This is a genomic window from Cellulosilyticum sp. ST5, assembly GCF_046529625.1.
In the GTDB taxonomy this organism is placed as follows: domain Bacteria; phylum Bacillota; class Clostridia; order Lachnospirales; family Cellulosilyticaceae; genus Cellulosilyticum; species Cellulosilyticum lentocellum.
On sequence record NZ_CP132338.1, the window covers coordinates 3,608,329 to 3,629,822 of the forward strand.

A 21,494-nucleotide genomic window follows, 5' to 3' on the forward strand; every position below is an offset into this window, starting at 1 on the left:
TAACTTCAATAACTTTATAAAATAAACAATTATCCTGGTAGTACAAGAACCCTAGCTTATTTAGAGGTCTTGTACTATTTTTCTTTTTTCTAAGGTCATTTTACAAATAGTCTAAACTCATTCAAAAAATTACTTTACTTGTCGTAGTAGTTGTGCTACACTTACTTCATCAGACGTACTACTTCTGTCGTAGTACATCTATCGTAGTAATAGAACGGGGGCACAAAACATGATTAGTAGCGACGTAATTAGAGGCTATAATGACACCATCATTTTGTATCTCTTAATAGAAGGAGATTCTTACGGCTATGAAATTTCTAAAAACATCCGTACTTTAACAGAAGAACAATATGTCATGAAAGAAACTACTCTCTACTCTGCCTTTAATAGACTGGAGAAGAATGGCTATATTACCTCTTACTTTGGAGAAGAAACACAAGGAAAAAGACGTACTTACTTTAGAATTACCGAAGAAGGTCTCTCCTACTATAAGGAGAAGTGCAAAGAATGGGAACTCACCCAAAATGTTATCAATAGATTTATAAAGGAGTTGGATTAGTATGGAAATTATTAAAAATTATTTAGACAATGTTTTTCAATCTTTACCACAAACACAAGAGATTTTAAATCTAAAAGATGAGCTTTTGGCCAATATGGGGGATAAATATGAGGAGCTAAAAGCTAGTGGAAAAACAGAAAATGAAGCCATTGGCATCGTCATCTCTGAATTTGGAAATATCGATGAGTTATTAAAAGAAATGAATATTAACGTGTCTTCTGAGTCTCAGCTCAGCTTAAATAAGCCAGTAGGTCCTACACTTAGCTTGGAAGATGCTCGAAATTTTATTAGCCTTAAGCGAAAAAGTGCACGTTTTGTTGGTTTAGGTGTTGCTTTAATTTTATTAGGTGTTGCCACTTTAATTGGCTGTATTGCTCTTATTGATGCCGATATAATTCTCAAGCAAGCCAACTCTAACTCTAAAGGCATGTTCCCTGTCATTATGCTATTCTTATTTATTGTTCCTGCTGTAGGACTCTTCATTTTTTCAGGTACTCAGCTAGAACTATTTAAATTCATTGAAGAAGGTAAGTTTGAACTAAGCAATTCTGCTAAAGCTATTTTATCTAAGGAATATCCTAGTGTAAATGCACAAAAACCACTAGCCATTATTACTGGGGTTAGTCTTTGTATCCTTTCACCAGTACCTATTTTTATCGGTTCTATGTTTAGCGATAATCTTACTCTCGCTGGCGTATGTGTTTTATTAGTCATGATTGCTCTGGCTGTTAATATCTTTATTTACACAGGCATGGTTCCTGAGGCCTATAAAAGACTTTTAAAATTAGAAGAGTTTAGTCCTGAGAAAAAGCAAGAAGACAAACTCATTGGCGCTGTTGCTGGTATTGTATGGCCTTTAGCTACTGCTGTTTTTCTTTTCTTAGGCTTCGTCTTTAATCTATGGGGCATTTGTTGGTTAGTCTTTCCTATCACCGGCATGCTATTTGGTGGCTTTTGTGCTTTCTACAGTGCTCTTCATAGCAAATAGCCGTGAACAATTTTAATTTATAGCCGTTATGAATAGCAACAAAAATAGCTTCTCAAGTATTCTTTATACTCGGGAAGCTATTTTTACTTTATTTATTTCGCTTTACACTTATGTATATGTAATCAAAAAGCCGACTTCCTAATAAAACGTGAAAAGCAATTTTCCAGTTTACTATGTATTTTTTCTTTATTTTGTCGATATATATAATACAAAAAACAAAGAAAGGGTGATGCCAGTGTTCACAAAAACATAGTTATATAGGAGGTGTTTATTATGCTTAATCTTATTACTAGCATCGTTAATACTTGTAATGTTTCACCACCCACTTCTACTAGTTCTTCTCATGCCGATGAATTCAAAACTTCCTTGCATACAGAGATGACACGCGTTAGAAAAGTAAACTCTAGTTCAGCACTTAAAGGCTATAGTGAAGAAATGCATGCGTTGCCTACAGAAGCTCTTAAAACTAAGGTGACAACTAATGAAGCTGGTGAAAAATTTCTCATTATGCTGGCCAATACTTCTATTGTAAGACAAGTTGCATTAACAGAAGCTAAGCCACCTAAACCCAGTATTAACTATACTGCAGCTAAAAAAGCATATGATCTAGATTAAAACTTAAGAATATAAGAGAAAGAGGTACTAAATTAGTGAATATCGAAGAACAACCTATATAAACTCTCTGGGCTACAGGAATCTGTGACTTGGGGAGTTTATTTGCGTCTGTCAAAATAACCAGTTAATTCCTCCTCTTTTCTTTAGATATACATATATTAAACTCAGAAATCATCAGCTATACTTAGTATAGTTGTATAAATATATTTACAAATCAAATTTATTCATAAGCAACTAATTATTCACTCTTCATCGCCTTTCAATTTTCTCATTCAGTAGTTACGTCGCAATTCCAAAATATTTAGGAGGAATCCCAATGAACTTATCAATTGTAGAACAAATAGCTTCATCGCTTAAAGGTAATATGACAAAGGTTATTAAAGGTAAAGATACTGAAATTAGTAAACTCATTATGGCACTTTTATGCAACGGTCACATTCTATTGGAAGACATCCCTGGCACTGGCAAAACCACATCTGCTAAAGCTCTGGCTAAATCATTAGGTTGCCAATTTAAGCGTATTCAGTTCACCCCTGACTTACTTCCTTCTGATCTTATGGGTATTAATTTTTACAATCAAAAAGAACAAGATTTTATCTTTAAGCCTGGTCCAATTTTCACACATATCTTATTAGCTGATGAAATTAATCGTGCTACACCTAGAACTCAATCTAGTTTACTGGAATGTATGGAGGAAGCTCAAGTAACAGTAGATGGCATTACTTATCCTCTAGAAGCACCTTTCCTTGTTATCGCCACTCAAAATCCTATTGAAACTCAAGGTACCTTTCCTTTACCAGAAGCCCAATTGGACCGTTTTTTTATGCGCCTTAGTATGGGCTATCCTAGTGAAGCTGATGAAATAAATGTACTTTCTAGTCAAGCTAATGCCTCTCCTTTAAATGACCTTCAATGTGTTGTAACTAAAGAACAAATCTTAGAAGCCCAAACAGCCGTTAAAGAGGTCAAAGTAAGCGATAGTATTAAAGCTTACATAGTAGCTATTAGTAATGCCACTCGTCAGGATTCAAGGCTTAAACTTGGCCTGAGCCTCAGAGGTTCTTTAGCTATGTTTAAGGCTTCTAAGGCTTTTGCAGCTATGGCTGGTAGGGACTATGTTATTCCTGATGATGTAAAAGCTATTGTCAAAGATGTAGCTCTTCACCGTGTCATTTATAATGGCTATCAAATAGCTAGTAATGTACATACCCTTGAAGGGATTTTTGAGGACTTATTAAGCCAAGTACCTGTACCTATTGAATAGGAGGACTAATTATGGAAATCTTCGGCATTTGTTTTCTTATTATTTTAGGTATTCTTATTGAACATCAAATCTATTTAACTAAAGTTTTTCCTTACATAGGTTATGAATGTAAATTCAGTGTAGATGAAGTTTTTGAAGGTGCTGATATTGAAATCATAGAAACTGTAACTAATCCCACAGCCCTGCCCATCTCCAGCTTAAAATCAGAAATCTCTACTAGTAAATATCTCGATTTTGCTGGTAATACTTCCGCCGTTAATGATAAAACACGTTCTTTAGCCAGCTTATTTAGCATCGCTGGAAAAAAACGTGTTACTAGAGCTTGGAAGGCTAAATGTCTTAAAAGAGGTATCTATCATATTGAAGATACTACCATTGTGGCCAATGACATCTTTGGCTTTTGCAAATATAGTAGTTTATTTTTTGTTAAAGGCAGCTTAGTTGTACTGCCTACCCCTGTACTTTTGGACATTGCTCCCATTGGTTATAAGGAGCTTCAAGGTGATCAGGTAGTAAGACGCTTTATACTAGAAGATCCCTTTACCGTTTCAGGTGTTAGAGAGTATACCCAAAGGGATACTATGAATCAAATCCACTGGGGCATGAGTGCTAGACATAATCAGCTTATGGTCCGTCATCATGAAGCTACTACTCAGCAAAATATGACTGTTATTATCAATATGCAGCTAAACAAAGCTCAGCTTCGAGAAGAAATGACAGATGATAAGCTAGAACTAGCCATTCAAATCGCTGCTGGTGAACTTGAATATACACTACCTAGAAGCATTCCGATTAAACTCATGGCTAATGCTGCCACTTTGGATGCTCAGACAAGTTTAGTCTCTAAAGAAATGTGGGGCTATACCCATATTCATGACCTCTTTGTTTCCTTAGCTGGCCTACAAACAACTTTTACTTTGCATTTTTCTCAGTTTTTAAAGGAGTATGACTCAGAAATCACCTCTCCTTATGTCACTCTTATTACAGCTTTTATGGATGAAGAAATTGCAACATTTATTAGAGAAAAAGAACGTTTCGGGATTCACTTTAAAGTCTACTTTTTATCATTCTCTAAAGATGCCTTGCACTTTCCTGATTTAGAAATTTATTATGTATTAGACCACACTACTAGAAAGAAGGTGAGCTAAGATGAATACTTCTAGTTCTAAACTATTACCTCATTTAGCTTTATGGACTTTCTTTTTAACAGTCATCCCCATTTTATTTCTAGTAGCTTATATTGGTGAGATTAATTGTACCCTTACATCTTTTAGTATAAACGCTGTAACTTTATTGATAGGTGCTTACTTAGGTTACTTTCAGGCTAAGTTTAAATACTATATCCTCCGTAAAAATGGTCTTTCTATTATTGGAAAGTATCTTCTACTTATAGTTACTTACCTCCTAAGCTTTGGCCTCCCTTTTACTTACGCTCTCCTTATATATAAGGACTACATTGGCCTCATTGTTTGTTGGTATATTCTTTTTCTTATATTTTATGGCAAGTTTTATAAAAGCTATGGACTTCACTATACAGAGATTATTTCTTGGGAGATTTGCATTGTTGCTGCATTTATTGATTTGGGCGCTATGATTGCACAGAACTATAGCTTTATATCCCTTCTATTTGTTGCCGTCATTGCTCTTTATATTTTCTTACATAACCAAGCTAACTTAGATGATATGCTGGAAAGATCACGGAAAAATACACCTATGATAACAAACATTAGACGGAATAATACTAAGTGGCTATGTTTAGTCATGAGCTTTATTTTTATTGTCTATCCTTTAAGGAAGCTTATAGGTAACATTTTACTTACCATCATCAAAGTGTTTATATTGCTGATTGGCTATATACTAAACTTCATCAGCAGTCTCATGCCTAGAGGCGATGATTTGGCAACACAGACAAGAGAAAATACGGACGTTATTACGCAACTAGTAGGTGAATCTACTACTAGTCATCTCTGGGAAGTTATATTTTGGTGTATTATCATTAGCCTGATTATCCTTCTTAGAAAATATATCATAGCATGCTTACTAGATATTATTAAACTTATCAAGAGACTTTTCATAAAACTATATGGAATTTTATTTGGATTAAAAGAAGTCACAAAACCGCCTAATTTATTCTATGATGAAACGATCGAGGAGGTCTCCTTTACCACGACTCTTCAAAATAAGGCTCCATCTCTTAATAAAAACAGATGGAAAAAGCAGCTTAAGGAATTCCTTAAGTTGCCTAACAATGAAGCTAAATATCGTTTTGGCTTTAAACTACTTCTAGAAGGCTTCAAACTACAAGGACTAACCTTTAAAGCATCTCATACGCCAAAGGAATTAGCAAACTTAGCAAAGGATCAATCTCATTTACCATCTATAGATTCAGTTACATATGAACGTATTCGCTACGGAGAAAAATCTCTAGAAAAGGGGAACCTAGAAGAGCTAGAAAATACTCTTGTCACTTTAATAAAAAAATAGATACTACTTCACTTTAAGTTAAGCATTACATAAACTACTAGTGATACATGAATTCATAAAATAATAAAAGGAGCAATGAAATGAAAAAATCCATTAACCTCCTCCTCCTTACGCTACTACTAGTTACCTCAGGCTGTTCTAACAAAGAAATTATTGAACATCATTATACTTATTCAGGCGAAAATGAATCCTGGCACGTAGAATATATAGTAGATAATATCATAACCTTTACCGAGGGCAACGGAAAATTAGATACTACTAGCGAAAAAGATAAGCTATTAACAGCAACATATAAAAAGAATCTCTCTGATTTATCAGAAGTAAAAAATCTAAGTATTTCCTATGAATATAACCACGGTGGTGGCTCACTTAGTGAAAATTATGATGAGGCGCCCCCAACTGATACTATCTTCACAATACGATCAGGTAGTACAGGCGGTGTGGTAGAAAGCAAACAAGAATCTATTCAGGTTACTATTACTATGGATGGAAAAGAGCAAATTCTAGATTTAAAAAGTAATGACTAGTTATTTATAAAAACACAGGTGGCATTTTACTGAAATGCCACCTGTGTTTTTATAGGATATATATAGGATAAAAACTAGCCAATACGTCCTTTAGCAAGTTCGTAGAAAGCTCCTTGCTTTGCCATGAGTTCTTCATAGCTTCCGTTTTCAATATTTTTACCACCGCTTACGACAACGATGCGGTCTGAATCAATAATAGTAGAAAGTCTATGGGCTACTACAAAGGTTGTTCTACCTTTAATCAAATTTTTCATAGCTTGTTGAATATGCATTTCAGACTGATTATCAAGAGCTGAAGTTGCTTCATCTAAAATAATCACACTTGGATCCCTTACCAAAGCTCTTGCAATCGCAATACGTTGCTTTTGTCCACCTGATAGCATATCACCATGCTCTCCTACTAAGGTTTCTAACCCGTATGGAAGTTTTTCTATCACTTCTTTTAAAGCTGCTGCTTCTATAACTTCATTGAGTTTCTCCTCACTTACAGTAGGAATCCCATAGGTAATATTATCTCTAATGGTTCCTGAAAATAAAATAGTATTTTGAGGAACCATAGCTATCTTACGCCTATAATCATGTAGGTCTAAGGTCGTCATATCCTGTCCATCTAAGAGTAGTGTTCCTTTAGTCGGTTTCATAAAGCCGATAAGAAGATTTAATAAAGTCGTTTTTCCTCCCCCTGATTCTCCTACGAAAGCAATACATTCTCCTGGTTTTACATCTAAATTGAACTCATCTAAAACTAAGTCCAGGCCATCTTCATATTTAAAGCTCACATCATTAAACTCAAAATGCCCTTCTACTTGTTTGAGCTTCTTCTTACCCATATGTCTTTCTACATCCTCTGCTAGGAAAATCTCTCCTACTGAGTTAATAGATTCAAAGCCTTTTACAATATCAGGGTAGATATTAATCACCGCAGACACTTGGTTAAGGACTGTAGCAAAATAGGTTTGATAAAGTACAATATCTCCTACTTGTATCTCTTTTTTATAAGCTAAATAACCTGTAAAAAGTAAACATGCCACCTGCAAAACTTGAATAGATACCCAACTACAAGAACCTAAAAAGGAATTGAGTACATCTACTTTATAGCCTGTATCTTTTACCTTATGTACTGTACTATCAACCTTATCAATTTCTACCTGTTCTAAAGCATGAGCTCTTGTAATCGGTACCATCTCTACCATCTGAGATACAGTAGCAGACATTTCTTCTATATTCTTACGGAAATCTCTACTCGTTCTTCGGATACGTTTTCTAAAAAGCTTCACTATAAAGAAACAAGCAGGCATAGATAATGCAAAAAATAGGGCCACAGAACCATTTTTACTAATCGTAATCGTAAAAGCTACTGTTAGATTTAAAATAATAGGAACAATACTATTACAAAATTGTGTAGATAAAGTGGTAATGGCTTCTACATCTCTTAACACTTTGGCTTGCAGTCTTCCAGCTTGCAAATGTTTATGATAAGGAATAGATAATACTTGGAGTTTTTTTACGAGGTTAATACGAATATCTGATTCCACTTGTCTAGTAGCTAAACTGATGTAGCGTATATATAAATAATTAGATGGTATATTAATGAGTACTAAGACTAGTAAAATACTTACGTTAATAACAATCTTATGAAGCTGATCACCTTCTCCTGAGCTAATAATGTTAATAATATTAGTTGCCACAATCGGTGTAAACCATACTGGTGAGTGTTTAACAAAGAAACACACAAAAGCACGCAGTAGCTTTAAGTAATTTCCTTTGTATAAAGTTAAAAGCGTTTTTATCGGGCGATTATTATAAAACTTATTCTCTTTTTCTAATGCTGCCATAGTTTCTAAATTCTTCTCTATCGGCTCCATATCTATCCTCCTTATGTCTTTCACTTTTTAAGTTACCCCTATTCTACTTTACTTCTCCTACTTTGTTAATGTATAAAACGCTTATTGTTTTAATGTAATTTTCTATATTGTATTGACATTATCCAACGTTGGGTATAATATAGCATTATATTAACCAACATTGGATAAGGAGCTTTATATGGTACGCACACTTATTTTATATTATCTCAATATCAAAGCAACTCATGGCTATGAAATTCAAAAGTTCATTCAAGAAACAGGCCTAGAGCAATGGACCCAAATCAAATCAGGCTCTATTTACTACGCCCTATCTAAACTGGAAAAACAAGAAGAAATTACTTTAGTGAAAGAAGAAACGCATGGTTCTAGAGTAAGACGCATTTATCAAATTACTGACCTAGGAAAGAAAACCCTTCATACCTTGTTAGAAGAAAAATTAAATGAAGAACTCATGCCTTCTGCTTCTGAGAAGTTTGTACTTCCTTCTATGCTTAATCGCTTAGATAAAGAAACTGCCATTGAAATTATCAATCAGCATATTCAAAATCTTAAAGCAAGAGAAGACTACTGGCGCTATTGGCAAAATATGAAAGTAACGAAAGATAGCCTCAAGCTAGATAAGCTTACCTTCGAACTGCCTCTTGTTAACCTTGAATATGCTATTAAATGGCATGAAGCCTTAATAGAAGAGTATGATAGCATTATTGAGCTAGGTAAAAAACAGGAACAATTTATTGCTGGCTTTAACTTTGATGCACTTGAGGAAAGCCATTCTCTTACAAACCAAAATAATCGCATCTCTGAACTAAAGAAAAAAATTCTTGATCAATCTCAAGATTCTAAAATGGCCCTTGATGAGCTTATTACACTACTTTCTAATCCTCAATAGGCCACTAACTATAATACTTATGTGAAGCTTGATACATTATTGCTCTGGGCGCCTACCCCCGATTCTGAATGTTTTTTAACTGTCGTTACACCTTCTTTCCACGCTGCGTCACTGTCTTGGATGTTTATGAGGTCAATAATGTTTGTGAAAATAAGTGGATAGGGGTGTCTGGAGTAGTGACTTGGGAGCATTTTTTAGAAGCACTTAGTGAACGTTTTAGATGGGTTTTAGGCAGCTGTCTGAGCGAAGCGAGTTCTGCCTTTCATCTAAATAAGTGAGCTTAGTGCTCTAAAAATGTGAACCGGAACAACGGAAGACATTCCTATCCACTTATTTTCTCTCAGATGTAATTCTCATAAACACCGAGACAAATTTCAATTTATTATTTTTTAAGCTTTATATCCAACGTTGTATATAAAACATTGAGTAAAGGAGTTGTATTATGGAAAATTTATTAGAAGTTCATCAACTTTCTAAATGCTTTGGTGACAAAGCCGTCGTTAAAGATATTTCTTTCTCTATAAAACCTGGAGAAATCTTGGGCTTTTTAGGTCCTAATGGTGCTGGTAAAAGTACTACCCTTCATATGATCACTACACTTTTAGACCCTACTACAGGTCGTATTATCTTTGAAGAACAACCGGTAGCAGATTATAACTATGATTATAAAAGAGCCTTAGGTCTTGTTCCTCAAGATATTGCTGTTTTTTCAGATTTAACAGCTTATGAAAATGTGAAATTCTTTTGCTCGCTTTATGGCATTAAAGGGACTGCTTTAAAAGAAGCTACTAAGACTGCTCTTGATTATGTAGGCCTCCTAGAACATAAAGACGAATATCCCAATACCTTTTCTGGCGGTATGAAAAGACGTCTTAATATTGCTTGTTCTATTGTACACAAACCTAAGCTTCTCATTATGGATGAACCTACAGTAGGTATTGACCCTCAATCTAGAAATAAAATTTTAGAAGTAGCTAAGAAGCTCTGTGAAGAAGGCACAACTATTATTTATACTTCTCATTACATGGAAGAAGTAGAAGCTATCTGCTCTAGAGTTATTATTCTAGATCATGGTGAAATTTTAGAAGAAGGACCTTTGGAGGATATTAAAGCCAAATATTTACCTTATGGCGCAGATAACCTAGAAGCCATCTTTTTACACTTAACCGGCACGGCTTTAAGGGATTAGGAGGAGATAATGATGAACGAATTAAAAGTACTTTTTTCTTTTGGCCTTAGAAGAAGGATAAAGGACTCATTTTTAATAAGCTATGGTATTATAATGCCCCTTATTATGATTTTGCTTCTAGGCTACTTAGCCAGTGGTTACTATACAGGAATAGAAGGGATTTCTTCCTATAGCTATTACACTGTAGTCTCCTTACCTCTTTATACTTTTTTCTCCTCTATTACACTGATTTATGTTGCTAGAGAGGAACAACTTTTTAATGCTGGCTCACGTTTTATTGTGTCACCTATTCATAGATCCACCCTTGTACTTTATAAGATTTTACCTTCTACCTTGGTTACCTTTGCTTTCAACCTAATAGTCATGCTAGCTTGCAAATTACTGTTTAAAGTTAACTTTCAGGGGCAGTTCTTACAAGTTTTAGCACTCTTTGGTGTCTTTGGCTATATGTCTTGTAGCCTTGGTACTTTTATTGGATTATGTACTAAAAATTTTATGACCGTTAAAAACCTAGTAAGTACCCCTCTGCTCATTATGGGCTTTTTAGGAGGTAGTTTTTTCCCAATTGGTAGCTTAGGTAAAGGGTTTTTAATTGCTAGTTATTTTTCTCCTCTTACCTATGTTAACCAAGGACTATTTAAGCTACTTTATGATCACAATAACTTATTTTATATATTTGCTCTATGCATTACTCTATTCCTAGGTATTATCTTCACTGTAGGTTCTACCATAAAAATGCAAAAGGAGGCCTTTATCTAATGTGTACTTGGCTTATTTTCAAAAAAGAATGGACAAAAAATAAAAAGCACCCTGTTCAGCTTTTACTCACACTTTTATTACCTATTATCACTACTTGCTTAGTCATTTTATTTTCGAGTCAAATGAAACCTTCCATACATCTAGGCCTTATTAGTGAATCCTATCATTCAGATATTATAAAAAACCTAAAAGAACAGTCATTGTCTATCCCAAGGCTTACACTAACATCTGTTGATGCTGATTCTCTTTATTCAGATCTAATGACTTCTAAGTATGCTGCTATTATTAAACTAAAAGCTGATAACACCTTTGAAGCATTTAGCTTAGATGCGGGTCTTAGAGATCGATTAAATGCATTACTCAATCATCCTACTAACCTAGGTGAACTTCCTATTCTTAGTAACCTCTTAGAAAATCAGTCTGAGGCTTCTCTTTCTACTGCTAGTAGAAGTATGAGTTTTATCTTTTTAGTCATGATTATTACTGCCACATTACTAGCTGTTTCTATTCACAGAGAAAAAGCTGATGGCCTTTTAACACGCTATGGTTTATCTCCTCATCATGCATTATCTTATGTCAGTGGTTTCTTCTTGTATAACTTAGGTATGACCTTGCTACAAACTTCTGTAATAGCTAGTCTCATCTTTGTTTTTAAATTACCTTTAGATATTTCATTACCTTCATTTATCCTGATAGGAGGCTTAATCAGTTTCAGTAGCTCTACCCTTGCATTTTTAATAGTAGGCTTAACCTCCAATGAGCTTTCTGCTAGTACCTTAGCTTCTTCTATTGGATTATTGCTTTCTTTACTTGGTGGTGCTTTTTTACCCTTAACTAAAATGCCTTCTAGTTTTCAATTTATTAGCAAATTCACCTTTACCAGATGGCTTATCGAAGCCACAGACGCATTAACATCCCCTCCTCTTACTACTTCTAATTACCTACCTATAGGGGCCATGTTACTTCTCACACTGATTATGCTGTTTCTTGCATTTGCACTTAATGCTAAAAAACTCTCCACTCATCATATCAATCCTCAAAAATCAGAGTCCTGCATCAAAGCCTAGCCTCATAGGCTCGACTTTGTACTCATAATAAAAGCAAGCTACCTCACTATAAAGCCCATGTAGCTTGCTGTAATCTTATTTCTTTATTTCTAAAGCTTCCGCTAACTTAACGAGTTCTTCCTTACTAATTTCACCATTCTTTACATAAAGATCACAAAGGGTTCCTTCTTTAGCAAACTCTATAATCTTCAGCGGTGCTTGTTCTACAAAAATCGCCTCTACATCACCTATTTTTATCTTTTCACAATTAAGTTCGAAGCTTTCTTGAAGTTTGCTACTTGGCATATTCTGTACAATAAACTCTTCCCCTTCTGGAGTTAGATATGTAATTTCCACTCTTGCATAAATTTGATTGCTAGTTTCTATATAGCGTGCTTCCTTCATTTTTGCAACCTTCTCATCAGGTATATAAAAAATCGGAACTTTAAGCCAATCAACAGCTTCTTTCAGAGATACTTCTTGATTAACTATATCTAGATTTTCATCTAAATGAACTACCTTTGCATCTTTAGGAATATCCATGATAAACTTTTCCTTATCTATTCTAGGATTTAAGGTGAAATCCTTATATTCCTGCTCTACTATTAAATTTCCTATGGTACTCTTACTCTTAATAACCATCCAGCTATCTTGATCAATCCAAAGTTCCACAGTGGCCTCACCTAGTTTACCCTGCTTAGGTACCGCTAATACATATTGTGTTGTATAACCACCTATTTTTACATTATCTTTAATTGTAACATCATGACTACTACTCACTTCATTAATAAATTCCAGGGCATATTCCTTTAAACTTCCAGAACGAAGTACTTGATTAATACCTTGGCACACCGTAGGATTGACCTCATCTGCTAATGACACAGGTTTAATATAATAAATATCCTTAGCAGGCACATATGCAATGAGTTGATCCCCATTAGTTACATCGATTTCTTCATCAGCTTCAATTTCCCCCTTTATTAATCCGTTATCAACTGCTTCCTTATATGCATCTGTTATTGTAAATTTATACTCTATACGATACTTATTTTTATCGCCTTTCCACTCTTTGTAATTTGTCTTGGACAAAAGTTCCCCATCTTGATATTGATTAATCTCCGCTTCACCATAAAAGGTATTAATAGTTTCATCACCTTGCACCATAGCTTCTGCGACTCCCTCTGATGCAAAAAAACTACAACCACTGGTTATTCCTAACAGATTACTTACTAAAAAAAAATATAAGATATAATTCCAAGCTCTTTTACTCATTTTCTTCCCCTTTCCTATCCGAGGTAATACTTGGTAAATAACAAACCATCATATTACCCACCTCTGGAATTGGTACTACTTCTATTGCACCACCGTGCTTACTCATAATCATCTTAGAAATACTAAGGCCTAATCCCACACCTTTATGTTCTTTCTTACTACGTGCTTCATCCCCTTGATAAAATGGTTTAAACAAACTCTCCCTTTCTCTCTCTGCAATAGGTATTCCTTGATTTATAATCAGAAGCCACATACCAGGCGTTTTATACTTTTCTAAAGCTTCTTTTCCTACTTCATGAACCCACTCCGGTAATTTAACATTGGTAGAAAAAGCTCCCATCCAAATCTTTCCGTAATCTGGTGTATGCCGTATAGCATTACTTACAATGTTATCTACCACTCTAGTCATATATTTAACATTTACTAAATAGTCATCATGAACTTCTATGGCTTGCTCTAAACTTAAATGTTTCGCTTCGCACATACCCTCAATACCTGAGAAGAGCATATCACAGAATTCCTCACCTTCTACTTCTACAAGGCCTAAGTCATACTCCATAGTTAATAAATTATAAGTCAGTAAATCATCTAGCATATCTTTCATATAGTCACATTTATTTAAAATGGTTGATAAGTATTCCTCATACCTTACTTCATCTTTAACATCTCCTAGCTTAAACATCTCCGTATAAGCTCTTATAGCTGTTAAAGGCGTTTTTAAATCGTGCGAGATAGTAGCAATCATATATTCTTTAGCTTTTTGTTCCTGTTCCATTAAATGCTTATTCTTCTCTAAGTTATCCTTCATTTCATTAAAATGAGCACATAATTCTCCGATTTCATCACTCGCCCTATAAGTAATATGAACCTCACTATTACCCTTGGCATAGTCATTCATACTTCTAATAACTCTCTTAATAGGCTCATTAAATCTTTTATTAATCATTCTAATAGCTAGGCCAAATATCAAAATATTAACTAGTATAAAACAGCCACAACTTAATATAATATTATATCTTATAGTATTTTTTAGATTCTCCCTAGCAATAGTAATTTTATAGAAACCAACAATATGACCTTCATCAAAAACAGGTTTTTTCAACGTGTCGGTATTATAAGTATGCTGAATTTCATTCAGATTTTTATAAAGGCCTTCTCTAGACAACATGTACTCATATCCTGGCACAGTAGAATAAATAGACTTCCCGCTCGCATCATATAAGACTACTTCTACATTTTCATTAGCTTCTAGTTCTTCTAACTTCATATCTTGATCTGGATTTAAGTAAAGCTCAGGTTTGTCTAATAACTCCTCGTACTTAAAAAGCTCTATACTAGAAGCTAAGTAGTCTTTTACTTCTGTTCGTTTATTATAAGCGCTATTAGCTTGGTATAAAATGCATACCGTTAATATAGGAGTTAAAAGAACCAATAAGTGAGATATGATTAAATAGGTTTTTAGCTTCACTGAATCCTGCCTCCTATAAACCTATAGCCAATGCCCCACGCTGTTTCGATAAATTTAGGATTTTTACTATCTTCTTTTAGCTTGTTTCGTAGCTGTTTTATATGTACGGTAATCGTATTACTGCTTTCAATATCTTCTTCGTGCCATATATGTTCATAAAGTTCTTTTTTAGTAAAAGGTCGCTGAGGATTTTTTGCTAAGATGGTTAATAGCGCCCACTCTGTTGCTGTTAAATTTAATTCTTCTTCATTTAAATAAGCTTGCTTACGATTAAAATTGATACTTAATCCACCTTCATAATGATGAATTTCTTCCTGTTCCTCACTGCTATTCATACGTTTATAGCGTCTTAGCAGTGATTCAATGCGAGCTTCTACTTCAGGTAAACTAAAGGGTTTTGTCACATAATCATCTGCTCCAATTTTTAGCCCTTTAATCTTATCTAGTTCTTTATTTCTAGCACTAATAATTAAGATGGGGACATCACTAACCCACCTTATACTTTGACAAAGGCTATAGCCATCCATTCCAGGCAGCATAATATCTACAATAAGAAGATCATACATTTTCATTTTAAAATCTTCTAAACCTTCATTCCCTGTAGAAGCCCAGTTCACCTCATAGCCTTTATTCATTAGATATTCTCTTAAAATATCTGCAATTTGCTCATCGTCTTCTACTATTAATAAACGTCCAAGCATCTATATCTCACCCTCTCTATGCCCATTCTCCATTTTCTACTTTTATCATATACCGTAATTACCTTAGTTTAAAATTGTTTATAAATATTTTATTTATATACACCTACTATGTTCTATTATAATGCTTAAAATCTATTTATCAAAAGATATAGTCTATATGTTCACTATAATTATTTATTAATTACTTTTTACTATTAAGATTTCATGAAACCCCTTGATAATTTTACACTACATAAATTTGCATGCAAAAAGGACTGTTTATTGTAACAGTCCTTTTTTACAACAAGCTTTATTTAAATATTTTTTAGGGGGATCTTTTTTCTAATCTTATAGCTCACTTTACCATTTTCATTTACTTCTTTTATGCTATTAAGATAAAAAATGTATTCTTTATCAACCATTACAGGTTCATAACCGCCTTCAACAATCATACAAGCTCTACCTCTATAGCTACTTTCCATATAAGGTTCTTGTACTTTGATAATTTCCTGTTTATTTACTTCTCCAGCTATAATACCTGTGATTTGTAATTTTGCTTCTGTAAATCCAGATACTTCGCTAAGTTTGATAGTTGTTTTTTCTGGTAATACTGTTGCTATTACAACTATTTCTGCATTAATATCATTATATATTTTTTCTCTTTGGTTAATAGAAGGTCCGTTATAAACGCCATCTATTATGTTTCCTAGTATGCTATTTATATTCATATAGTATGACCTCCTTAACTTGAGTGGATAGATTTTTTATTTGAAGCTTCACATTATCAAGTATATACACTCATATCAAGGCTGACTATTAAATATTCATTCTGTAACATTACTATCAACTAAACGAAATATTTTGAAATCTAAATTTAACAATAAAAAAATACCCCCCAACTAAGCTTTCTTAGTTAAAGAGTACCTTTTCTTAAATGCCCAGAGCCGGAATCGAACCAGCGACACGAGGATTTTCAGTCCTCTGCTCTACCGACTGAGCTATCTGGGCATGTATTAGCGCCAAGTTCGCGCTAATCTTATGGTAGCGGGAACAGGATTTGAACCTATGACCTTCGGGTTATGAGCCCGACGAGCTACCTAGCTGCTCCATCCCGCGATATAGGTTATGGAGGGAGAAGGATTCGAACCTTCGAAGCTATCGCAACAGATTTACAGTCTGCCCCCTTTGGCCGCTCGGGAATCCCTCCATAGATACAAAATATTCATTTTGTAAAGCCGACGATCGGACTCGAACCGATAACCTGCTGATTACAAGTCAGCTGCTCTGCCAATTGAGCCACGTCGGCATATTCATAATATAATTGAAATCATTGACGATACTAGTCCTTGGCTAGGTTAGTCTTCTATACGTGTGCACCAATTAGCAATCCTCTTGATACCTTTGGTATCTGCGCTAGAATTGAGCCACATCGGCCTTCATCTACCAGCTTTTGAACAATCCAATTATATAATCACACTTTAATTATTTAAATATGCCCGAGACCGGAATCGAACCGGTACGAGGGTTAGCTCGCAGGATTTTAAGTCCTGTGCGTCTGCCAGTTCCGCCACTCGGGCACATTAATGGTCGCTATAGGGCTCGAACCTATGACCCCCTGCTTGTAAGGCAGGTGCTCTCCCAGCTGAGCTAAGCGACCTTATAATGGTAATATTACCACTTGTTAAAAATTTAAGCAATTACAAATCACTTAAACGACCCAGAAGGGACTCGAACCCTCGACCTCCGCCGTGACAGGGCGGCGTGCTAACCAACTGTACCACTGGGCCATATAAAAAAGTGAGCCACCCGGGAATCGAACCCGGGACAACTTGATTAAAAGTCAAGTGCTCTACCGACTGAGCTAGTGACCCACATTAGATCTAAAAGCCTACTTCTAAGGAAGTCGTTTTAGATAATCGGGGTGACAGGACTCGAACCTGCGGCCTCCTGAACCCAAATCAGGCGCTCTAGCCAAACTGAGCCACACCCCGGCTTTTGTTAGATAAACTAACAATGACCCATACGAGAATCGAACTCGTGTTACCGCCGTGAAAGGGCGGTGTCTTGACCGCTTGACCAATGGGCCTCATTATTATTTGCTGCGTTTGTTTCTTTGTTTCCTCGCCGCTGACTTTTACTATGTTACACCATATTGTTACATACGTCAACTCTTTTTTTATATTTTTTTCTTTCCTTCTACACATTTATTCTTAACCCCTTAAAATCCATCATATTAAAGGATTAAGAATAAATTTAGTTTATGCTTTTCATTAAATTTTATGCTTATCTATTTGTATTTTTCTTTTTAATAGTTATTTATCTTGGTACGCTCCCACTTATAAGCTTTCCTTCATAAAACAATGCAGGGCCCTTATTGTATGAGTAATCGTTGACCTGATTATAATTACTCCAATTTTGGTTGTACAATCTTGAATCTACACTTAAGATACTTTGTCTATTTAAGTATATTTCCATAGTGTTAAAACTAATTTCTATATAATGGTCTGCGTCTTCAGAAGATGTTATAGCAATAGATTTTGCTTTAGTCAAACTGGTTGTATCTACATACCAAGGTGCAACATTATAACTTATTGCTGAATGGTCATTAGAAACGGTTTGCACCGCTGCTGACTCTGCTGTGTAGTAATACCTGATAGTTAACTTGGAAAGATCATATTGTTTTTCATCACTTGCAGTTACTTGATATTTTTGAGCAATTGTGCTAGTTATAGCCCCACTGGTATTTTTTATAGATAAAGAAAGCCCTGTTTTATCACCTTCTTCTACATCTGTCCTATCTTTTGCAGCAACTTTCACCGCATATGGATATTTTGTTCCTGTAGCATTTTCATTAAACACTTCTAAGTCATTCATCTTATCTGGTGTAGCACAAACAACTAGGTATATCTCTGATTCATCACCTTGTAAGTTCAAGTTATTGATGCCATTACTCCACATTGTTGAATATCTTGTTTCTCCTGACTTTGTTTTGGCCACTATACTTACTCTCCAGTCAGCTCCTTCAATACCTTCTTTGCCTTTAAAATCAACTTCTACCACTTTTTTAGATAGATCTACACTTAGTGGTACAATATTATATCCACCTTGCTGAGGTGCTCTTTCATCTGATACATGTAACCAGCCATCTGATTCTTGCTGTAATGTAGTATAAATTTTACTTCTATTACTACTTTCTTCTAATAATTGATTCAAGAAAGACAAATAACTATCCTGCCTTTTATAATCCATTGTCACCATTCTTCTTGCATAATACCCCAATATGTCTTTAATGGGTTGACCTGATAATTTTTCTAGAACTTCGAACATATTTCCGGATTGGTTATTATGAACTAATTTCTGCATTAGCTCCAGTCCTAATCCATCTACTTGATCTGGATTTTCTGTTATATAAAGTAGGATTGCCCAATCATCATACCAATTTTTTAGATGTGGAAAATATAAATTTGAATTTAACACAACTGGTGCAAAGAAATCAGAAGCAGGTCCATATACATTATTACCATACTTATAATACTCACTTCCTAAGTACTGATCTCTATACCAATTAGCTATTGATTCATACCATTCACCAGGTATGTTTCCTCCCTGGTGATAGGTTACAACATGAGCATATTCATGAGGCACTACCCAACTTGGTGGATCAACTCTCATAGCTCCTGGTGCCATAACTACATACCCAAATCCGTCTTTATCTACAGACATATATGCCCAATCTGTTTCTATCTTCTCTAGTCCAGTTGCTGCAATATAAACATTTGTTTTATATTTAGTATTTCCAAAATAAGTACTAGTAGATGTAGCCGGATCACCCATTCCTAGTTTATCCAAATAAAATGTCCTTATGTTTTCTAAATTCTCTAGGTTTCCTAAAACAAATTGTCTGTTTACTGTTCCTGTTGTATCGCCATTTCCCCAAATGATTTGAAAATGTTCTGATTCTGCTCTGTTAACTGATGAATCATTTAAATCATATACTGGGTCTCTAGTTACATAGCTTTGAGTGGCATACTCGCCTTGTATAGTATACTGCTGTTCTTCTAAGCTAGTTATATCTGTGGCATAAATCATTCCTGTTCCCATACTTATGCTAAGCCCCATAATTAATAACCTATTCACTTTTTTCATTTATATCCCCTCCTATGTAATCTGCACTTTTATCTTATAGTTGCTCATTATTTACCTCAACACATTTGACATAAGATGTCATATTCCTTTTATCATCTTGTTATTTCTCCTATGACTTTTACTTTTATTTATCAACATTTTATTCTAAAAATACTAGGACTATCATATTAATTGATGATAGTCCTAGTTAATCTATTACTTAGTTGAATCTAATAATGTCTTATTAATAGCATTGATGAGTGCAATACCGCTTGCTTTCATTACATCTTTTTCAATTGCTTTTCCTTGATAAAGCTTTCCTTCGTGCTTAATTTGCACAACAACTTTTCCAAGACTTTCCTTACCTCTTCCTAGGTTATGAATGCGATACTCCATTAAATCAATACTTTGATCTACTGCTTTTATAATAGCACTATAAAGTGCATCTACAGCGCCTTCTCCGCTTTCACTTCGTATAATCATTTTCTCCAACTTTTGAAGCTTAACAGTGGCAACTTGCATCTGACTTGAAGCAGTTACTTGAAACTCCTTAAGCTGCCATAATTTTATCTCTTTATTATTAGTAATTTCAGTATAGCTTTCTAACAAAGTCATCACATCGCTATCGTAGACTTCTTTCTTTTGATCTGCCATAGTAAGGAAACTTTTATAAACTTCAGGCTCTATTATTTCTGGTATATTATAGCCTAACTTTTTAGTCACATAGCTAAAAGCATGCTTACCAGAACGTGCGGTTAATACAATCTCCATAGGAGGTGCACCTACTTCTTCTGGAGTGATAATTTCATAGACTTCTTTTGATTTAAGTAGTCCGTCTTGATGAATACCTGAAGAATGGGCAAAAGCATTTTCCCCTGTAATTGCTTTATTAACTTGAACATCTAATCCCATAATGGCACTTACCATTCTTGAAGTTTTATAAATCTCTTCTATATTAATATTAGTTTCACCTCTATAGTATTTTGGATGAAGTTTAATCCCCATGACGACTTCTTCTAAAGAAGTGTTACCAGCTCTCTCTCCTATTCCATTAATGGTACATTCAACTTTGTTTGCACCATTTCTAATAGCTGCTAAAGTGTTAGCTGTAGCAAGCCCTGTATCATTATGGCAGTGTACACTCAAAATAACATTGGGGTTAAGATTCATCAAACGGTCATTGATTTTACAAATCAGCTTTCCAAACTCTTCTGGAACAGCAAAGCCCACAGTATCAGGAACATTAATAATAGTTGCTCCTGCCTTAACTACAGCCTCTATAGTTTTCCACATATATTCGAAGTCAGACCTACTAGCATCTTCTAAAGAGTACTGTACCTGTGGCATCAAACTTTTAGCATATTTTACCGCTTCTACGCCCATTTCTAGTACTTGAGTGGGTGACTTACTAAATTTCTTTTCCATATGCACATTGGAAGACCCTAGTACAATATGAATCATTGGATTTGCTGCTCCTCTAAGACTTTCATAAATGGCATCAATATCTGATTTTACTGCTCTACCAAGTCCTGTTACCATCACATCTTTACCTGCTATTTGACCAATAGCTTTAACAGCCTCAAAATCTCCCTTTGAGGAGGATGGAAAACCTACCTCCATCATATCTACCTTTAATTTTACTAATTGTCTCGCAATCTCTAACTTCTCATTTAAATTCAACTTTGCTCCCGGTACCTGTTCTCCATCTCTTAAAGTGGTGTCTAATACATAGATTTTTCTTGACATATATGTCACTCCTTTATA

At 34.8% G+C, this 21,494-nt stretch carries 18 protein-coding genes and 10 tRNA genes; 11 read left to right on the top strand and 17 right to left on the bottom strand.

What is annotated here, in order from left to right:
• Nucleotides 1-229: 229 nt before the first annotated feature.
• The 7 genes from QTL86_RS17435 (at nucleotide 230) to QTL86_RS17465 (ending at nucleotide 6,437) form a co-directional block, all read left to right on the top strand.
• Nucleotides 230-559 (top strand): PadR family transcriptional regulator, encoded by a 330-nt coding sequence (locus QTL86_RS17435; RefSeq protein WP_013655189.1) that lies wholly within the window; start codon nucleotides 230-232, stop codon nucleotides 557-559.
• A gap of 1 nt (nucleotide 560) precedes the next feature.
• Entirely contained in the window at nucleotides 561-1,547 is a 987-nt protein-coding gene (locus QTL86_RS17440; protein ID WP_410495626.1) for a permease prefix domain 1-containing protein, read from the top strand.
• A gap of 273 nt (nucleotides 1,548-1,820) precedes the next feature.
• On the top strand, nucleotides 1,821-2,162 hold the full coding sequence (locus QTL86_RS17445; protein ID WP_410495627.1) for a hypothetical protein: 342 nt from the start codon (nucleotides 1,821-1,823) through the stop codon (nucleotides 2,160-2,162).
• A 316-nt stretch (nucleotides 2,163-2,478) separates the two neighbouring features.
• A complete protein-coding gene (locus QTL86_RS17450; protein WP_410495628.1) occupies nucleotides 2,479-3,426 on the top strand; it encodes an AAA family ATPase in 948 nt (315 codons plus the stop codon).
• An 11-nt stretch (nucleotides 3,427-3,437) separates the two neighbouring features.
• Nucleotides 3,438-4,574, top strand: a complete 1,137-nt coding sequence (locus QTL86_RS17455; RefSeq protein ID WP_410495629.1) for a DUF58 domain-containing protein — start codon at nucleotides 3,438-3,440, stop codon at nucleotides 4,572-4,574.
• A gap of 1 nt (nucleotide 4,575) precedes the next feature.
• Nucleotides 4,576-5,910 (top strand): hypothetical protein, encoded by a 1,335-nt coding sequence (locus tag QTL86_RS17460; protein WP_410495630.1) that lies wholly within the window; start codon nucleotides 4,576-4,578, stop codon nucleotides 5,908-5,910.
• 80 nt (nucleotides 5,911-5,990) lie between these two features.
• Nucleotides 5,991-6,437: a hypothetical protein gene (locus QTL86_RS17465; RefSeq protein WP_410495631.1), complete on the top strand. Its 447-nt coding sequence runs from the start codon at nucleotides 5,991-5,993 to the stop codon at nucleotides 6,435-6,437.
• Between the two features lie 74 nt (nucleotides 6,438-6,511).
• Here the strand turns inward: QTL86_RS17465 and QTL86_RS17470 are convergent, their stop codons facing one another.
• A complete protein-coding gene (locus QTL86_RS17470) occupies nucleotides 6,512-8,302 on the bottom strand; it encodes an ABC transporter ATP-binding protein (protein WP_013655182.1) in 1,791 nt (596 codons plus the stop codon).
• A 178-nt stretch (nucleotides 8,303-8,480) separates the two neighbouring features.
• Here QTL86_RS17470 and QTL86_RS17475 point away from each other — a divergent pair, with 178 nt between their 5' ends.
• The 4 genes from QTL86_RS17475 to QTL86_RS17490 all read left to right on the top strand — a co-directional run bounded on the left by QTL86_RS17475 (nucleotide 8,481) and on the right by QTL86_RS17490 (nucleotide 12,206).
• Entirely contained in the window at nucleotides 8,481-9,191 is a 711-nt protein-coding gene (locus tag QTL86_RS17475) for a PadR family transcriptional regulator (protein WP_410495632.1), read from the top strand.
• 442 nt (nucleotides 9,192-9,633) lie between these two features.
• Entirely contained in the window at nucleotides 9,634-10,380 is a 747-nt protein-coding gene (locus QTL86_RS17480; RefSeq protein WP_410495633.1) for an ABC transporter ATP-binding protein, read from the top strand.
• A gap of 12 nt (nucleotides 10,381-10,392) precedes the next feature.
• On the top strand, nucleotides 10,393-11,139 hold the full coding sequence (locus QTL86_RS17485; RefSeq protein ID WP_410495634.1) for an ABC transporter permease: 747 nt from the start codon (nucleotides 10,393-10,395) through the stop codon (nucleotides 11,137-11,139).
• Nucleotides 11,139-12,206: an ABC transporter permease gene (locus QTL86_RS17490; RefSeq protein WP_410495635.1), complete on the top strand. Its 1,068-nt coding sequence runs from the start codon at nucleotides 11,139-11,141 to the stop codon at nucleotides 12,204-12,206. Before QTL86_RS17485 ends, QTL86_RS17490 begins: the two co-directional genes overlap by 1 nt.
• A 75-nt stretch (nucleotides 12,207-12,281) precedes the next feature.
• Here the strand turns inward: QTL86_RS17490 and QTL86_RS17495 are convergent, their stop codons facing one another.
• The 16 genes from QTL86_RS17495 to QTL86_RS17570 form a co-directional block, all read right to left on the bottom strand.
• Nucleotides 12,282-13,457 (bottom strand): LolA family protein, encoded by a 1,176-nt coding sequence (locus QTL86_RS17495; protein ID WP_013655177.1) that lies wholly within the window; start codon nucleotides 13,455-13,457, stop codon nucleotides 12,282-12,284.
• Complete coding sequence (locus QTL86_RS17500) at nucleotides 13,450-14,925, bottom strand: histidine kinase dimerization/phospho-acceptor domain-containing protein (protein ID WP_410495636.1); 1,476 nt, start codon at nucleotides 14,923-14,925, stop codon at nucleotides 13,450-13,452. The genes QTL86_RS17495 and QTL86_RS17500 overlap by 8 nt, the downstream gene beginning before the upstream one ends.
• Entirely contained in the window at nucleotides 14,922-15,626 is a 705-nt protein-coding gene (locus tag QTL86_RS17505; RefSeq protein WP_013655175.1) for a response regulator transcription factor, read from the bottom strand. Before QTL86_RS17505 ends, QTL86_RS17500 begins: the two co-directional genes overlap by 4 nt.
• A gap of 293 nt (nucleotides 15,627-15,919) precedes the next feature.
• Nucleotides 15,920-16,333: a hypothetical protein gene (locus QTL86_RS17510; protein ID WP_013655174.1), complete on the bottom strand. Its 414-nt coding sequence runs from the start codon at nucleotides 16,331-16,333 to the stop codon at nucleotides 15,920-15,922.
• Between the two features lie 207 nt (nucleotides 16,334-16,540).
• Nucleotides 16,541-16,613 (bottom strand) — tRNA-Phe (locus QTL86_RS17515).
• A 31-nt stretch (nucleotides 16,614-16,644) separates the two neighbouring features.
• Nucleotides 16,645-16,721 (bottom strand) — tRNA-Met (locus QTL86_RS17520).
• Between the two features lie 10 nt (nucleotides 16,722-16,731).
• Nucleotides 16,732-16,812, bottom strand: a tRNA-Tyr gene (locus QTL86_RS17525).
• 26 nt (nucleotides 16,813-16,838) lie between these two features.
• Nucleotides 16,839-16,911 (bottom strand) — tRNA-Thr (locus QTL86_RS17530).
• A gap of 187 nt (nucleotides 16,912-17,098) precedes the next feature.
• A tRNA-Leu gene (locus QTL86_RS17535) sits at nucleotides 17,099-17,182 on the bottom strand.
• 7 nt (nucleotides 17,183-17,189) lie between these two features.
• Nucleotides 17,190-17,262, bottom strand: a tRNA-Val gene (locus tag QTL86_RS17540).
• Between the two features lie 56 nt (nucleotides 17,263-17,318).
• Nucleotides 17,319-17,392: transfer RNA gene (locus tag QTL86_RS17545), tRNA-Asp, on the bottom strand.
• An 11-nt stretch (nucleotides 17,393-17,403) separates the two neighbouring features.
• A tRNA-Lys gene (locus tag QTL86_RS17550) sits at nucleotides 17,404-17,476 on the bottom strand.
• Between the two features lie 45 nt (nucleotides 17,477-17,521).
• Nucleotides 17,522-17,596: transfer RNA gene (locus QTL86_RS17555), tRNA-Pro, on the bottom strand.
• 23 nt (nucleotides 17,597-17,619) lie between these two features.
• A tRNA-Glu gene (locus tag QTL86_RS17560) sits at nucleotides 17,620-17,691 on the bottom strand.
• Between the two features lie 230 nt (nucleotides 17,692-17,921).
• Nucleotides 17,922-19,751, bottom strand: coding sequence for a DUF6055 domain-containing protein (locus QTL86_RS17565; protein WP_410495638.1), 1,830 nt, complete (start codon nucleotides 19,749-19,751; stop codon nucleotides 17,922-17,924).
• A 195-nt stretch (nucleotides 19,752-19,946) separates the two neighbouring features.
• Entirely contained in the window at nucleotides 19,947-21,476 is a 1,530-nt protein-coding gene (locus QTL86_RS17570; protein WP_410495639.1) for a 2-isopropylmalate synthase, read from the bottom strand.
• Nucleotides 21,477-21,494: the final 18 nt, after the last annotated feature.